Below are 14,764 nucleotides of genomic sequence, written 5' to 3'. Positions count from 1 at the left end.
TCTCAGGTGAACCCAACAGGAAAGAATCATGATGAGCCTGGCCGGTAAAAAAATCGTTCTTGGCGTGAGCGGCGGCATTGCAGCCTACAAAGCGCCAGAACTGGTGCGCCGTTTACGCGAGCGCGGGGCGGACGTGCGGGTGGCAATAACCGAAGGGGGCAAAGCGTTTATTACGCCAATGAGCCTGCAGGCCGTTTCAGGCTACCCGGTCTCGGACAGCCTGCTCGATCCTGCAGCTGAGGCTGCGATGGGCCACATCGAGCTGGGTAAGTGGGCCGATTTAGTCATCCTCGCCCCGGCTACCGCCGATCTCATCGCCCGCGTTGCCGCCGGCATGGCCAACGACCTGGTTTCCACTATCTGCCTGGCCACGCCGGCGCCTGTCGCCGTGGTCCCTGCCATGAACCAGCAGATGTACCGCAACGCCGCAACCCAGCATAACCTGGCGACCCTCGCCTCTCGCGGACTGCTGATTTGGGGGCCGGACAGCGGCAGCCAGGCCTGTGGCGACATCGGCCCGGGCCGCATGCTGGATCCGCTGGCAATTGTGGATCTGGCCGCCAGCCATTTTTCACCTGTCAACGATCTGCAACATCTCAGCATCATGATTACCGCGGGTCCGACGCGTGAACCGCTGGATCCGGTGCGCTATATCACCAACCAGAGCTCCGGCAAGATGGGCTTTGCGATTGCCGCCGCCGCCGCACTGCGCGGGGCAAAGGTCACGCTGGTGAGCGGCCCGGTGTCGCTACCTACACCGCCGGGCGTGCAGCGCATCGACGTTACCACTGCGCTGGAAATGGAAGCCGCAGTGCAGGCCCAGGCGCAACAGCAGCAGATTTTTATTGGCTGTGCCGCCGTGGCGGACTACCGCGCTGCCGCCATAGCGGATGAGAAAATCAAAAAGCAAGGCGATGAAATCACACTGAAAATGGTGAAAAATCCCGATATTGTTGCCGGGGTCGCCGCACTAAAAGATCGTCGCCCTTACGTCGTTGGGTTTGCCGCTGAAACGAATAATGTGGAAGAATATGCCCGGCAAAAACGTACCCGCAAAAACCTCGATTTGATTTGCGCGAACGACGTATCGCTGGCCTCACAAGGATTTAACAGCGACAGCAACGCATTGCACCTTTTCTGGCAGGATGGAGATAAAGTCTTACCGCTTGAGCGCAAGGAACTCCTGGGCCAACAATTACTGGACGAGATCGTTACCCGTTATGATGAAAAAAATCGACGTTAAGATTCTGGACCCGCGTGTTGGTCAGCAATTTCCACTGCCGACCTATGCCACTTCCGGCTCTGCCGGTCTTGACCTGCGTGCCTGCCTCGACGACGCCGTAGAGCTGGCACCGGGCGCCACCACGCTGCTGCCGACCGGCCTTGCGATCCACATTGCCGATGCCTCTCTGGCAGCGGTGATCCTGCCGCGTTCCGGCCTGGGCCATAAGCATGGTATCGTGCTGGGCAACCTGGTGGGGCTTATCGATTCTGACTATCAGGGTCAGCTGATGGTTTCCGTCTGGAACCGTGGCCAGGACAGCTTCACCATTCAACCCGGCGAGCGTGTCGCCCAGATGGTGTTCGTCCCGGTGGTACAGGCTGAATTTAATCTGGTAGAAGAGTTCGACGCGACCGATCGCGGCGAAGGCGGCTTTGGCCATTCCGGGCGTAAATAAACCCGGCTATACGCATTCCACAACGCATAACGTAATAACAAACCGCAAACATCCGTTTGCGGTCGTTGTGTGGATGCCAGCCTGACAGGTGCTTATTTTCAGGGGTATTTTGTAACATGGCAGAAAAACAAACAGCGAAAAGGAATCGTCGCGAAGAAATACTTCAATCTCTGGCTCTGATGCTTGAATCCAGCGATGGTAGTCAACGCATCACCACCGCAAAACTGGCCGCCTCAGTGGGCGTGTCGGAAGCGGCGCTTTACCGTCATTTTCCCAGCAAAACGCGGATGTTCGACAGCCTGATCGAGTTTATCGAAGATAGCCTGATCACGCGTATCAACCTGATCCTGAAGGATGAAAAAGACACCACCGCACGGCTGCGTCTGATTGTCCTGCTGATCCTCGGTTTCGGCGAGCGCAATCCGGGTTTAACCCGTATCCTGACCGGCCACGCGCTGATGTTTGAACAGGACAGGCTGCAGGGGCGTATCAACCAGCTTTTTGAGCGTATTGAAGCGCAGCTGCGCCAGGTATTACGCGAAAAGAAGATGCGCGAAGGCGAAGGTTTCAGCACAGATGAATCGCTGCTTGCCGGACAGGTACTGGCGTTCTGTGAAGGGATGCTCTCTCGCTTTGTGCGCAGCGAATTCAAATATCGTCCGACGGACGATTTCGATGCTCGCTGGCCGTTAGTGGCGGCCCAGCTGCAATAACATTGCAGGCCCGGTAAGCGAAACGCCACCGGGCAATTAACTCAGACGCCGAACTCTTCGCGATACGCACGCACCGCCGTCAGGCTGTCAGCCATCTCCGGCTTCTCCTCCAGATAGGCAATCAGGTCTTTCAGGGTGATGATTGAGGTCACTTTGCAGTTGTAGTCGCGCTCCACTTCCTGGATAGCAGAGATGTCGCCACGTCCGCGCTCCTGGCGGTCCAGCGAGATCAGCACGCCCGCAAGCGTGGCATTGTTGGCCTGAATAATCTCCATGGATTCGCGGATAGCGGTACCGGCGGTGATCACGTCGTCTACCAGCATCACACGGCCCTGCAGCGCGCTACCGACCAGGTTACCGCCTTCACCGTGGGTTTTGGCCTCTTTACGGTTAAAGCAGTACGGCACGTCGCGATCGTGATGCTCCGCCAGCGCCACGGCGGTGGTGGTGGCAATCGGGATGCCCTTATACGCCGGGCCAAACAGCAGGTCGAACTCAATTCCGGAATCCACCAGCGCTTCGGCATAGAAGCGGCCTAACAGTGCCAGATCGCGCCCGGTATTAAACAGCCCGGCGTTAAAGAAATAGGGGCTCTTGCGCCCGGATTTCAGCGTAAATTCGCCAAACTTAAGTACCTGCTTGCTAAGCGCAAACTCAATAAACTGGCGCTGATACGGTTTCATGGATTCGCTCCTCATCTTACTTTCGCTTTTCTACGGACAAAAAAAAGGCGACTCATCAGTCGCCTTTAAAATCAATTTTCTAACGCCGCCTTCTGCGTCGTTACGATAGATTCGATTCCCCCTCGGGCTAGCGCCAGCAGGGAGAGCAGCTCTTCGTGGGTAAACGGCTCACCTTCTGCGGTGCCCTGAACCTCAATGATACGACCGTCTTCGGTCATCACCACGTTCATGTCGGTTTCTGCCGCCGAGTCTTCAACGTATTCCAGATCGCACAGCGCTTCGCCGTTGACGATACCCACAGACACCGCCGCAACCATGCCTTTCATCGGGTTCGCTTTCAGCTTACCGGCTGCAACCAGCTTGTTCAGGGCATCGGCCAGCGCCACACAGGCACCGGTAATAGAGGCAGTTCGGGTGCCGCCGTCCGCCTGGATCACGTCGCAGTCCAGGGTAATGGTAAACTCGCCCAGGGTTTTCAGATCAACCGCGGCGCGCAGGGCTCGGGCGATCAGACGCTGGATCTCCATGGTACGGCCACCCTGCTTACCCTTCGCCGCTTCGCGAGCGTTACGGGTATGGGTGGAGCGCGGCAGCATGCCGTATTCGGCAGTGATCCAGCCCTGGCCCTGGCCTTTCAGAAAGCGCGGCACGCCCTCTTCAATGGAGGCGGTGCACAGCACTTTGGTGTCACCAAATTCAACCAGCACGGAGCCTTCAGCGTGTTTTGTATAGTTACGGGTCAGGGTGACGGGGCGCACCTGATTAGCGCTACGGCCTGATGGACGCATGATGATATCTCCGGCTTGAAACGAATGTGTGGGCGGCATTATACGAATTTCATGGCTAAAAGCCTATGCCAACCCCTGCCGGGCACACACATAATGTCAGTCCAGCGTTTTGCGATAGGATTTCAAGCCTATGGCAATCACACCCACCGCAAGGCCAATCAGCGGCAAAAGATCGGGTAGCAATGCCGCTGCAGAATATCCTTTCAGCATAATGCCCTTAACCAGCCGGATAAAATAGGTCAGCGGTAAACAGGAGCCAATCGCTTTCGCCCAATCCGGCATACTAATAAAGGGGCTGATAAAGCCGGAAAGCATGATTGAAGGGATAAAGTAAAAGGACGACATTTGCAGCGCCTGCAACTGATTTTGCGCCAGGCCAGAAATGCCAATGCCAATGGAAAGGCAAAGAAAAACATAAATCAATAACACCATAAACAGCAGGAAAACGCTGCCGTGAAGAGGGATATCGAACAACAGAACGGCGGCGATCAGTATTAACGTCGCCTGAAAAAGGCCAATGATAACAAACGGCGTTATTTTCCCAACAATCACTTCCAACCCGGTCAACGGAGAGACCAGCAAATTTTCTAACGCGCCGTTTTCTCGTTCACGCGTAATAGACAAGGCTGTCATGAGAATCAATGTCGTGCTGAGTATCGACCCCATAATACCGGGTATGGTATTAAACTGGGTAATTCCTTCTGGGTTAAACATTCGATGTATAACCAGATCGAAATCATCCTCTTTTTGCGCTACGCGCATGTTTCCCGGCAAATCTTGCCGAAATGCCGATTTCGCAACCTGTACCAGCGCGCTTAGCGCATTCCCCGTTGTCATTGGGTCGATAGCATCGCCCTGAATTAACAGTTGAGGCTTGTCGCCGCGGAGCAGGTTACGTGTAAACCCTTCCGGAATAGTCACGATAAAGGTGACGTCTCCCCGGACAAACGCTTTATGCGCAGCCTCTTCAGACTCAACAGGTATCATCGAAAAGTATCCGGTATTTTGCGCACTCGTCACAAAAACCTGGCTCATGCGTTCGGTATCGTAATTTAATAACGCAGTTGGCAAATTATGGGGATCCATATTTATTGCATAGCCAAGGATAATCAGCTGAAAAATAGGCGTAAGGATCACCATGCCGATACTGACTTTATCACGACGCAATTCGTGAATTTCCTTGATAACCACGCCAATCCAGCGGGTTATGGAGAAGTTTATATTAATTTTTTTCACAGTCACTTTTCATTAAATAGGTAAATGCATCTTCCAGATTGGTATCAACCTGGCAGAACTCATAGCCCTTTTGGGTAAATGCAAAAAGCGTGGCTTTTAACTTCGCCTCATCTGTGGAGGTAATATAAAGCTGATTGCCAAAAATAACGGTTTGTTCAATCTCCGGTAGACGCTGCAACTGGCTTTCAAGTGCCGTCAATCCGGCACCGCTGGTCCTCACTGTGATCAGATTCTGCGCCGCGATAATGGAAGGAATAGTCCCATTCGCCAGTAATCGGCCATAAGACAGATAGGCAACCTTATGGCAGCGCTCAGCCTCATCCATATAGTGCGTGCTGACCAGTATCGATATTCCCCTGTCAGATAGCTGATGCAGCATCTGCCAGAACTCGCGTCGCGCCTTTGGATCCACGCCAGCGGTAGGTTCATCCAGAAACAGCAAAACAGGCTCATGCAGCATGCATGCCGCAAGGGCCATTCTCTGCTTCCAGCCGCCAGAAAGGACCTTCGCCAGTTGATGCTGTCGGGAGGTAAGACCTAACTCTGAAAGTGCGCGTTCAACCCGTGCTTTAGGTTGGTCGAGACTATATAACCGGGCGATAAAAAGTAAGTTTTCCCGAATAGTCAAACTTCCCCACATGGAGAAATACTGGGTCATGTAGCCAATATTTCTTTTGATTTCTTCCCGTTGGGTAAAAATGTCCATATCCAGACAAGAGCCTTCTCCTGAATCTGGGGTGATCAAACCGCACATCATCCGGATAGACGTTGTTTTTCCGCTACCGTTTGGGCCGAGGAAACCATAAATTTCCCCTTTTGCCACCTGAAGAGAAAAATCTTTTACGGCATGATGCTCGCCAAAATGCTTATTGAGGTTTTTTACATCAATACAAAGATTATGCATCCGGAATGATTTCCACATCAAACGGTTGACCGATTTTCATACGCGCAGCCTGTTCCCGGGCAGGAATAGCCTCAGCCATGAAAATGAGTTTCTCGCGGCGTTTCGTGCTGTAAATAACGGGGGGCGTAAATTCGGCTTCAGGATTTATATAATTAATTATGCCAGGGATTGCCTCTGAACAGCCATCACATGAAAGCTTAACTTTCGTTCCGACTTTAAATTTACCGAGCATCGCTTCGGGTATAAAGAAGCGTACCTTGATATTATCGGGCGGTAGCAGGCTGATTATTGGGCTGCCCGCAGAAGGGCGTTCCCCGGCTCGATAAATGGTATCAAAGACCCTGGCATTAACCGGAGAAACAATTGTAGTCTGCTGAACATCCCAAAGAGCCTTATCCCGTTCAAGCCTGACGGCTTCTACCTGCGCAAGCTGTTTATTAATCTCATCCTGACGGGCAGGCAGCTGGCGCGCTTTTAACTGGTTAATTAACTCTTCAACCTGTGCGCCTTTTTGCGTTAATTCATCGCTGATATCTTCCCATTCCGCCCGTGATATGGCTTGTTTGGCATAAAGATCACGATAACGTTCAAGCTGGCGCTTAACCTGTGATTCTGAAGATCGTGATTTTTTAATCTGAGCACGTATTATATCTAACTCTTCAGGCCGTTCTCCCGATGCTAAATTTCGCAATAATGCGTTTTCAGCTGACAGCTTTTCCTCAACCTGCAAGAGAGTATTTTGGGCATCAAATGACTCAATCTTAACCAACTCCTGCCCGCTTGTGACTTCATCTCCTTTGTTTACTAACAACCGTTCAATTCTCGCAGTACCAGAATAAGAGAGGTATACAAATTCTCCATGTGAATATCCAGAGAAGATGTTGTCTGGTTTGCTATCACAGCCTGTTATTACCAGTACCGCTATCAGCGCTAAAAATGTCTTTTTTGGCTTTTGCATCATCACACATCCATATGCCTATAATATTTATACAGTGATGTATAATTTAATCCTTAAAATAATGTTTGAAATAAATTTGATTTAGCTTTTCAATATCGCTAAGGTTCAATCCTGCTATGGAGTTAAAAGAGACGTCTTTTGTAAAACATATGACCGCCGATCCTCCAGGCGAAAACCACTTAGCGCACTGCTTGAAAGGCCATGGCAGTTCATAACCTCTTTCTCTCAGGAGATTGTTGAGCATGATCCAGTCATTTTTGAAATCTTTACCGGAGAAATGGTTAGAGAACTGAGGCTCGTCTGCCGTAAACAAATCTACAGGCGTGCAAAATTGATTTGTCGTTGAAAAATATATGTTATAAAAGTTCACGATTAGCTTTTGTATATCTTCTGGAAAAGATCCTGGAATCGTCAAAACACCTAACAAATATTTATAGCCAGGATATTTTTTAACAAAATCAAAAATTCCTCGCCATAAATAATCAAGTGCGATACTTTTTTGATAAGGTCTCTGGATAAATCCACGACCAATTTCCACAGATTTTTCTAAGCAGGCGTAGGCACCTTCGTGATATTCAAACAAGCTATTGCTGTAGAGACCTGTAACTCCCTTACGGGCTAATTGCTCGCCGACGGGTATCACTCGATACGCACCGAGGATTTCTGTGTCAGAGGGGTCCCATAAAATGACATGAAAATAGCTATCATCAAAAATATCGTTATCTTTATCTTTACCAGAACCTGATCCAATATCGCGGTAACAGCGTTCACGTAAGCGCCCTAATTCATTAATAATTGGCGAGTTACCGGCAGTGTTGCGACGATAAATCAGTAACTTTTTACCATCATTAAACTGTCTCAGGATTTCGCACTCATTTATCGCATTGATTAATGCACTTTTGCTTTCGATATGTTCTTGCGGGGAGACAGTATCCAGTAGCGCAGGTCCATTCTTACCGGTGCTCTGGAGATGCATTGAACACGCATTGGCTGCTGCAGAGAGATCTTTGTTATATTTCTCGAAGGACGATAAGCAAATTTGCTGTCCTATTTTAACCTTAATGGTTTTTCCGCGATGGCGTAAAGACTCGCGAATAATCATAAGGTTGGATAACTGTCGCCAGATTGTTGCCATAAAATAATAGGTTTTACTATTCGCACCAGTAATATGAACAGGCACTAGCGCCGCATCATTTCGCATCGCCAACTGTAAAAAACCAGGATTCCATGCATGCTCTTGTAATCCAGAAAGTGACCAACTGGCCAATTTGCCAGCGGGACAAATAATTAATACACCACCATTTTTTAGATGGTCGTTCATCTCTCGGAACTTCTTATGACTCATTTTTCCAGCCATATTTTGAATTCCAATCGTAAGCTCTGATACCTGTGGGAAGATAATAGGTAAAATGTGGTTCGCAACTATTTTTATATCTTTACGGACCCTGGACACAGTATGTATTAAGGACAAACCATCCATAACGGTGGGATGGTTTGAAATAACAACCGCAGCACCATGTCGAGGGATGTTATTGTAATCGCAGATATCCGTTACACAATTTACTTTGAAAAAATCAATAACTGAATTAACCCAGGAGATCCCTTTTTTATTAAAAATTTGATCATCATGAATCAAACGTGAAAACGCTTTATTACAAAATGCTCGTCTGAAAAGCCAATTTTTCCAAAAAGGTAGTTTAGTATCGGGGAAGAATTCCCTGATGACTTTGTTAAAAATAACATCCATCTTAAAATCCTTTTTATAATAACTTTCCTGACAGGGACTATACCCGGTATCCTATCTGCGAGCAATACTACGAAAACTTAAAAAAACCTTATGCAAAATCATACTTATAATTAAACTGATAGTATTCATAAAGGAAATAAAATTAATGCGCGACTTAATTTCACTTGTATGAATAGTTTTGAACAATATATATAAAATGCTTAATGCAAACCCCCATTTCATTTTTCAAGATTATGTTTTGATTGTGAGTAACGAAATATATTTGCAACAAGCATGAATAATAAAATAAAAACATTAAACTGTTATTTAGCATATCAAATATCGCTAAACTTTAAGCAGCTACTTTTAAGCACATTATACCCTTGCGGTAGAAAAGAATTCATATCCAAGTATTTCATCACTATTCCTGTTAAGTCCTCGTTCGCATAGCTATAATCCTCTGCATTCATTATTACGAAAACAGGAACATCTATGATCCGCAGTATGACCGCCTACGCCCGCCGTGAAATCAAGGGTAGCTGGGGCAGCGCTACCTGGGAAATGCGCTCGGTAAACCAACGCTATCTTGAAACCTATTTCCGTATGCCAGAGCAGTTCCGCAGCCTTGAGCCGGTGGTGCGTGAGCGTATTCGCGCTCGCCTGACCCGCGGAAAGATTGAATGCAATCTGCGTTTTGAGCCCGATGCGAGCGCACAAGGGGAACTGATCCTCAACGAGAAGCTGGCTAAACAGCTGGTGAATGCGGCTAACTGGGTCAAAATGCAGAGCGACGAAGGCGAAATCAACCCGGTGGATATTCTGCGCTGGCCTGGCGTGATGGCCGCAGGCGAACAGGATCTGGATGCAATTACCGCCGAGATCCTTAGCGCGCTGGACAGCACGCTGGACGATTTCATCCTCGCCCGTGAAACCGAAGGTCAGGCGTTGAAAACGCTCATTGAGCAGCGTCTGGAAGGCGTTAGCGGCGAAGTGGCGAAAGTCCGCGCCCACATGCCGGAGATCCTTCAGTGGCAGCGCGAGCGACTGGTTGCCAAGCTGGAAGATGCCGAAGTCCAGTTGGAGAACAACCGCCTCGAGCAGGAGCTGGTGTTGATGGCTCAGCGTATCGATGTTGCGGAAGAGCTCGACCGTCTGGAAGCGCACGTCAAAGAGACCTACAACATTCTGAAGAAGAAAGAGGCCGTCGGTCGTCGTCTCGACTTTATGATGCAGGAGTTCAACCGTGAGTCGAACACCCTGGCGTCTAAGTCAATCAATGCCGAAGTAACCAACTCTGCGATTGAACTGAAAGTGCTGATTGAACAAATGCGCGAGCAGATCCAGAACATCGAATAAACCGTAACGTGCGTTATTGTTTTATTAATGGTCCCGCTAAGGGACCATTGTCAATTACTGGCTTGAGTATGTCCTGAATCCCACCTGCGCATCAGAACATAAGAACTCTTTTACTGTTTTTGTTAGAATGCATCCCGCATTCACTATTCTGATCTCTCCCTTCAGGAATCATAATGGCAAACATCAACTTATCCTTAGAGGAAGCCTCAAGCCTCTCAGTTGACCGCGATTTCCGGCAGGACATTAACCTGCTGCGCGGAATAGCCATTCTATCTGTCGTGTTTTACCACTTTACCGCCACGCTGCTGCCCGGCGGCTTCGCTGGCGTGGATGTGTTTTTCGTTATCTCCGGCTTTTTGATGACCAAAATCATCGCTACCGGACTGGAACGAAACAGCTTTAATCTTCTTCAGTTTTATGCCGCTCGCTGCAAAAGAATAATTCCCGCGCTGCTGGCGATGTGCCTGATTGTGGCCGTTACGACGTTTTTCTGGTTACCGACAAATGAGTATCAGAAGCTCGGAAATTACATTGGCTATGCCGCCTTATTTATTTCCAATTTGAAACTGAATAAAGAGTCCGGGGACTATTTTGCCCTCGACTCCCATGAGAACTGGTTTTTACATACCTGGTCTTTGTCCGTTGAATGGCAATTTTATCTGGTATTGCCTTTCATTATGATGGCGCTCTATCCCCTGCGAAAAAAGCTGAACACCGGCTTATGCCTGGCGGTGCTCACCATCGCGGCGTTTATCGTGAGTATTACGCACACGCCCACCAATGCGGCCACCAGCTTTTACCTGATGCCTTATCGCGCCTGGGAGATGCTGTGTGGTGGACTGGTGTGGTACGCCGCTCAGCGCTTTGTCATGCCGTTTATGCTTCGCCCGGTTGCGGCGCTTGCGGGCTACGCACTGATCCTGTTTTCTCTCTTTTTCATCACCGCTGAGCAAGCCTGGCCGGGGCCCCTGACCTTACTGCCCGTCATGGGCGCGATGCTGGTGATCTACAGTGACTACCAGCCGTTGGTGAGTCTGTTTGATCGCAATTTTCGCTGGGCGGGGCTGAGCTCGTATTCCGTCTATTTATGGCACTGGCCTGTCGCGGTGTTTCTGCTCTACTGCGGAAAGCAGCATAACGGGCTGTGGGTCATGAGCGCGATTGCGCTCTCCTTTGCTGCCGGCTGGCTGTCGTGGGTGCTTATCGAGCAACCCGGCAAAAATTACCTTAGCCAGCGTTCAACTCGCGCCTTCTGGCTGATCCTGTTTGCCTGCGTGGGTGTCGCCTGGCTGTTTAGTTATCTGGTGAAAAACCAGATTGTTGTCAGCCAGCCCGACCCGCTGGTGAACAAAATCGCGCTGGAAGCCACCAATAAAAACTACGCTGCCAACCCTAAAACGCACCTGAGCACTTACGGTACAGGTCAGCCTGTGGCCATCATCGTTGGTGACAGCCATGCGGAAGCTACCGCCACCGCGCTGGCAGAAGCAGCAAAAGATAAAGGTTCGGTTATCGGGATCACCGCCTCTGGTTGTCCGACGCTGGCGAGGGGCGAACTGGGAGAGCACAATCGATGCGGGGCATTTAACCGCTCTCTTCCTTCAAGGCTGAAGGATTACCCGCCTGACGTGCCGGTGGTGATTGTGAACCGACTCACGCACTATGCCGAAAAGCGCCTCGTCAACTTCGGTACCGGGTCGCAAAACCAGCAGGACTACCTGCGTCAGTACTCGGATGCGATAGTGGACATGGCATGCTCGCTTAACAGCACGCGCCCCGTTTACTTGGTCAACCCGATCCCGGAAATGGCGCAGAATGTGCCTCGCACGTTATCTCATCGGCTGATGACCGGCAGAACCACGCACGACTTATCCATCCCCACTGCGACTTACACTAAACAAAACGCGGTCATTCTGCAGGCACAGGCACGTGCAGCTAAACAGTGTGGCGTTCAGGTTCTCGATCCCACCGCATGGCTCTGTACGGCGAGCCGCTGTATGGGCAGCAAAAACTTACAGCCGTGGTATTTCGATGATAACCACCTCAGCGAAACCGGTAATAAAGTCCTGGTGCCGATGTTCCGACAGGTTTTTACCCGCCAACGGGATTAAAAGCTAAATAAATCTAATGCGATTTCTGAAGTAAAAACCCCGAATCGCTCTATTCAAGCCAAAGTGTCATTAGATAAAATAAGGCTTAACCGCTCGCACAAGAAAATCTAAATCGTGAGCCAGAGCACAAAACGTTACCCTGACGGCCTTAACTCTGGGGGTAACATGCTGCTGCATATCCTGTATCTAATCGGTATTACCGCTGAAGCCATGACCGGTGCCCTGGCCGCCGGGCGTCGTCGTATGGATACCTTTGGCGTCATTATTATTGCCACCGCCACGGCGCTGGGCGGCGGGTCTGTCCGGGATATCCTGCTGGGCCACTATCCGCTCGGCTGGGTACAACACCCTGAATACGTGATTATCGTGGCCGTCGCCGCCGTGCTGACAACCATAGCCGCCCCGGTTATGCCCCATCTGCGCCGTCTGTTTCTGGTGCTGGATGCCCTCGGTCTGATCGTATTCTCCATTATTGGCGCCCAGGTCGCGCTGGATATGGGTCATGGCCCGGTCATCGCCACTATCGCGGCGGTGATCACCGGCGTATTTGGCGGTGTGCTGCGCGACATGTTCTGCAAGCGTATTCCGCTGGTCTTCCAGAAAGAGCTCTATGCTGGCGTTTCCTTTGCCTCCGCCGTGCTGTACGTCGCACTTCAGCACTACGTGAGCAATCAGGACGTGGTGATCATCTCCACGCTGTTGTTTGGCTTTACCGCCCGCCTGCTGGCGCTGCGTTTGAAGCTGGGATTACCCGTGTTTTATTACACACACGACAGCCACTAAAAACCCTGCACGCCCTGCTCGCCCAGCCAGGACGTCAGGGCATTTACGGTGGGATGATGCACAAACTCCACCAGCCTGCGCGCCTTTTCCGGACCGACGCCCGGAACCTGATGCCAGCGTAACGCATCCCTGCTCTGCAACTGCTGCCAGTGCCGATCGCTGAGCGCGCGCATGGCCATGCGCGGCAGGGGAACGCCCAGCGCATCAAGCCAGCGAGTAAAAGGTTGGCGACGGGCCAGATTGAACTGATGCCAGAGCCGCAGGCCGCGCTGCGACGTTATACCGGGCGTCTGCTGCAACTGTTCCTGACTGAGCGCCAGCCATGAAAAAAGGTGATCAAAATGGTGCGCCTGATGCAGCGACTGCCAGCCAGCCTCACTCAGCCCTTCGATATTCAACACTGACGATGAACTCAACCACGTCAGCCGGGCCATAAACTGCCCGTGACATTCCGGCGTGGCATAAAAACAGGTGAGCGGCGTAAAGCGCGTTTCGGGCGGCACGGGTTTGCGTCGTTCGCTCCCTCGCCAGACGACTTTATCGACGCGCGGTATCCCCTGCCCGGCCAGGCTGACCTGAATCTGATCCCCCGGCGCAATATCCAGCGTCTGCCAGCGCCTCACCGATCCCAGGTTGACGCGTTGCACCCTTTTATCATCAAGCTGCACGGGCTCAAGAGTGGCGACCACCGCAATCCTGCCGGTACGCCCCACGGTAAAATGGATGGCCCGAACCTCAGCAACCCGCGCGACCGGCGCATATTTCCATGCCACCACCCAGCTGCCTTCACCGGGCAGCCAGCGGTTGCCTGCGGGCTCCTGCGCCGCGCGGATCACAATGCCATCGGTCACAAAGGGCAGCGGTGACTTATGCCAGCGGTCACGTAATTTTTCAGCCTCCTCTACCGAACTGACTTTATGCGTCCACTGACCGGTAAGGGTGAAGCCCGCCCGGGTTAACGCCTGCAGACGTTCAGGCATCGAGGCGGGGCCATCCGGCCACGCCCAGATGAAGATACCGATGTTATCCAGCCCTGCGCCGGTGTCGTGTCGCATCATCGTCCCGGCGACTTTTGCCCGGGCATTCATTCCCCCCATCTGTTGCTGGATATGGTTATCGCGCATCAGGAAGAGTTCGCCCTGCAGCACGCTATTTGCGAGCGGGCCTTTTACCTGCCCGGGCACCGAGGCGATACGTTTGACCTTCTCCGTCCAGTCTTCACCTTTCAGGCCGTTACCCCGGCTTGTCGCCTGCACAAGCTGCCCCTGCCGGTAGACCAGCGTCACCGCCACGCCATCCACTTTCGGCTGGATCCACAGGTCACGGCGCGCCTGTATCCACTGCCGGAGTGCCGCTTTATCGGCTATTTTTGGAACCCCGGTATGGCTTACCGGGTGTTTAACCGCGCCTCCTACACCCGCCAGCGCCTCTGACGCCTGCTCATCGCCAAAGCAGTGCCGCCACTGTTTCAGCCTCGCCGCCAGCTGGTCATACACTTCGTCATTCACGTCGCTGACGCCCTGCTGCCAGTACGCCTTATCCCAGCGGGCGATTTGCGCGCTAAGCCTGGCTATCTCCTGTTCTGCCTGCATTGGAGACCAGACCGGGCATACCGCCAGCCCCACGCTGCTCCAGATCCACAACAGCACGCCAACATATCGCCACATCGTTATCCCTCCCTGTTTTACAAGGGATATAACGCGATGCGCCGCCGCAGGCGACACCCAAAACCCGACTTTACGAGGCAACATCAGAATTGAATTTTTGTTGCAGCAAACACTGCAGAAAACAGGAAAAAGGCTCGCAAAAATCAATCAGAGCGTGGAA

General features: G+C 51.5%; 13 protein-coding genes. 6 read left to right on the top strand and 7 right to left on the bottom strand.

What is annotated here, in order from left to right; genetic code table 11:
• The first annotated feature begins 31 nt into the window (after positions 1 to 31).
• The 3 genes from coaBC (at position 32) to slmA (ending at position 2,392) form a co-directional block, all read left to right on the top strand.
• Positions 32 to 1,243 (top strand): bifunctional phosphopantothenoylcysteine decarboxylase/phosphopantothenate--cysteine ligase CoaBC, encoded by a 1,212-nt coding sequence (coaBC, locus tag ACOYA6_RS19815; protein WP_139565435.1) that lies wholly within the window; start codon positions 32 to 34, stop codon positions 1,241 to 1,243.
• Entirely contained in the window at positions 1,221 to 1,679 is a 459-nt protein-coding gene (dut, locus tag ACOYA6_RS19810; protein WP_039030168.1) for a dUTP diphosphatase, read from the top strand. Before coaBC ends, dut begins: the two co-directional genes overlap by 23 nt.
• 116 nt (positions 1,680 to 1,795) lie before the next feature.
• Entirely contained in the window at positions 1,796 to 2,392 is a 597-nt protein-coding gene (gene slmA / locus ACOYA6_RS19805) for a nucleoid occlusion factor SlmA (protein ID WP_039030169.1), read from the top strand.
• 41 nt (positions 2,393 to 2,433) lie between these two features.
• Here the strand turns inward: slmA and pyrE are convergent, their stop codons facing one another.
• From pyrE to ACOYA6_RS19775, 6 genes are all read right to left on the bottom strand, one after another.
• Positions 2,434 to 3,075 carry an orotate phosphoribosyltransferase gene (pyrE, locus tag ACOYA6_RS19800; RefSeq protein ID WP_138370817.1) on the bottom strand — a complete coding sequence of 214 codons (642 nt, stop codon included), beginning with the start codon at positions 3,073 to 3,075 and terminating at the stop codon, positions 2,434 to 2,436.
• Between the two features lie 71 nt (positions 3,076 to 3,146).
• On the bottom strand, positions 3,147 to 3,863 hold the full coding sequence (gene rph, locus ACOYA6_RS19795; protein ID WP_039030171.1) for a ribonuclease PH: 717 nt from the start codon (positions 3,861 to 3,863) through the stop codon (positions 3,147 to 3,149).
• A gap of 96 nt (positions 3,864 to 3,959) precedes the next feature.
• Complete coding sequence (locus ACOYA6_RS19790; RefSeq protein ID WP_138370816.1) at positions 3,960 to 5,099, bottom strand: ABC transporter permease; 1,140 nt, start codon at positions 5,097 to 5,099, stop codon at positions 3,960 to 3,962.
• Positions 5,086 to 6,003, bottom strand: coding sequence for an ABC transporter ATP-binding protein (locus tag ACOYA6_RS19785; protein ID WP_138370815.1), 918 nt, complete (start codon positions 6,001 to 6,003; stop codon positions 5,086 to 5,088). Before ACOYA6_RS19785 ends, ACOYA6_RS19790 begins: the two co-directional genes overlap by 14 nt.
• On the bottom strand, positions 5,996 to 6,961 hold the full coding sequence (locus tag ACOYA6_RS19780; protein ID WP_138370867.1) for an HlyD family secretion protein: 966 nt from the start codon (positions 6,959 to 6,961) through the stop codon (positions 5,996 to 5,998). The genes ACOYA6_RS19785 and ACOYA6_RS19780 overlap by 8 nt, the downstream gene beginning before the upstream one ends.
• A 46-nt stretch (positions 6,962 to 7,007) precedes the next feature.
• Positions 7,008 to 8,708: a lysophospholipid acyltransferase family protein gene (locus ACOYA6_RS19775; protein ID WP_422655258.1), complete on the bottom strand. Its 1,701-nt coding sequence runs from the start codon at positions 8,706 to 8,708 to the stop codon at positions 7,008 to 7,010.
• Positions 8,709 to 9,179: 471 nt separating this feature from the next.
• Between ACOYA6_RS19775 and ACOYA6_RS19770 the strand changes: the two genes are divergently transcribed.
• From ACOYA6_RS19770 to ACOYA6_RS19760, 3 genes are all read left to right on the top strand, one after another.
• Positions 9,180 to 10,043: a YicC/YloC family endoribonuclease gene (locus ACOYA6_RS19770; protein WP_139563923.1), complete on the top strand. Its 864-nt coding sequence runs from the start codon at positions 9,180 to 9,182 to the stop codon at positions 10,041 to 10,043.
• Between the two features lie 173 nt (positions 10,044 to 10,216).
• Positions 10,217 to 12,154, top strand: coding sequence for an acyltransferase family protein (locus tag ACOYA6_RS19765; protein ID WP_422655257.1), 1,938 nt, complete (start codon positions 10,217 to 10,219; stop codon positions 12,152 to 12,154).
• Between the two features lie 165 nt (positions 12,155 to 12,319).
• Complete coding sequence (locus tag ACOYA6_RS19760) at positions 12,320 to 12,937, top strand: trimeric intracellular cation channel family protein (RefSeq protein ID WP_039030176.1); 618 nt, start codon at positions 12,320 to 12,322, stop codon at positions 12,935 to 12,937.
• On the opposite strand, the gene ligB is transcribed toward ACOYA6_RS19760, so the two are convergent.
• Positions 12,934 to 14,604 carry an NAD-dependent DNA ligase LigB gene (gene ligB, locus ACOYA6_RS19755; RefSeq protein ID WP_139563918.1) on the bottom strand — a complete coding sequence of 557 codons (1,671 nt, stop codon included), beginning with the start codon at positions 14,602 to 14,604 and terminating at the stop codon, positions 12,934 to 12,936. The genes ACOYA6_RS19760 and ligB overlap by 4 nt on opposite strands.
• Between the last annotated feature and the right edge of the window lie 160 nt (positions 14,605 to 14,764).

This window comes from Leclercia barmai (assembly GCF_049312895.1).
Lineage (GTDB): Bacteria > Pseudomonadota > Gammaproteobacteria > Enterobacterales > Enterobacteriaceae > Enterobacter > Enterobacter barmai.
This window is presented reverse-complemented; position numbering and strand designations above follow the sequence as displayed.

What these genes read in the sequence shown, in the direction of transcription:
- coaBC (WP_139565435.1), top strand. Translation starts at nt 32, where the DNA reads ATGAGCCTGGCCGGTAAAAAAATCGTTCTTGGCGTGAGCGGCGGCATT.
- dut (WP_039030168.1), top strand. Translation starts at nt 1,221, where the DNA reads ATGATGAAAAAAATCGACGTTAAGATTCTGGACCCGCGTGTTGGTCAG.
- slmA (WP_039030169.1), top strand. Translation starts at nt 1,796, where the DNA reads ATGGCAGAAAAACAAACAGCGAAAAGGAATCGTCGCGAAGAAATACTT.
- pyrE (WP_138370817.1), bottom strand. Translation starts at nt 3,075, where the DNA reads ATGAAACCGTATCAGCGCCAGTTTATTGAGTTTGCGCTTAGCAAGCAG.
- rph (WP_039030171.1), bottom strand. Translation starts at nt 3,863, where the DNA reads ATGCGTCCATCAGGCCGTAGCGCTAATCAGGTGCGCCCCGTCACCCTG.
- ACOYA6_RS19785 (WP_138370815.1), bottom strand. Translation starts at nt 6,003, where the DNA reads ATGCATAATCTTTGTATTGATGTAAAAAACCTCAATAAGCATTTTGGC.
- ACOYA6_RS19780 (WP_138370867.1), bottom strand. Translation starts at nt 6,961, where the DNA reads ATGCAAAAGCCAAAAAAGACATTTTTAGCGCTGATAGCGGTACTGGTA.
- ACOYA6_RS19775 (WP_422655258.1), bottom strand. Translation starts at nt 8,708, where the DNA reads ATGGATGTTATTTTTAACAAAGTCATCAGGGAATTCTTCCCCGATACT.
- ACOYA6_RS19770 (WP_139563923.1), top strand. Translation starts at nt 9,180, where the DNA reads ATGATCCGCAGTATGACCGCCTACGCCCGCCGTGAAATCAAGGGTAGC.
- ACOYA6_RS19765 (WP_422655257.1), top strand. Translation starts at nt 10,217, where the DNA reads ATGGCAAACATCAACTTATCCTTAGAGGAAGCCTCAAGCCTCTCAGTT.
- ACOYA6_RS19760 (WP_039030176.1), top strand. Translation starts at nt 12,320, where the DNA reads ATGCTGCTGCATATCCTGTATCTAATCGGTATTACCGCTGAAGCCATG.
- ligB (WP_139563918.1), bottom strand. Translation starts at nt 14,604, where the DNA reads ATGTGGCGATATGTTGGCGTGCTGTTGTGGATCTGGAGCAGCGTGGGG.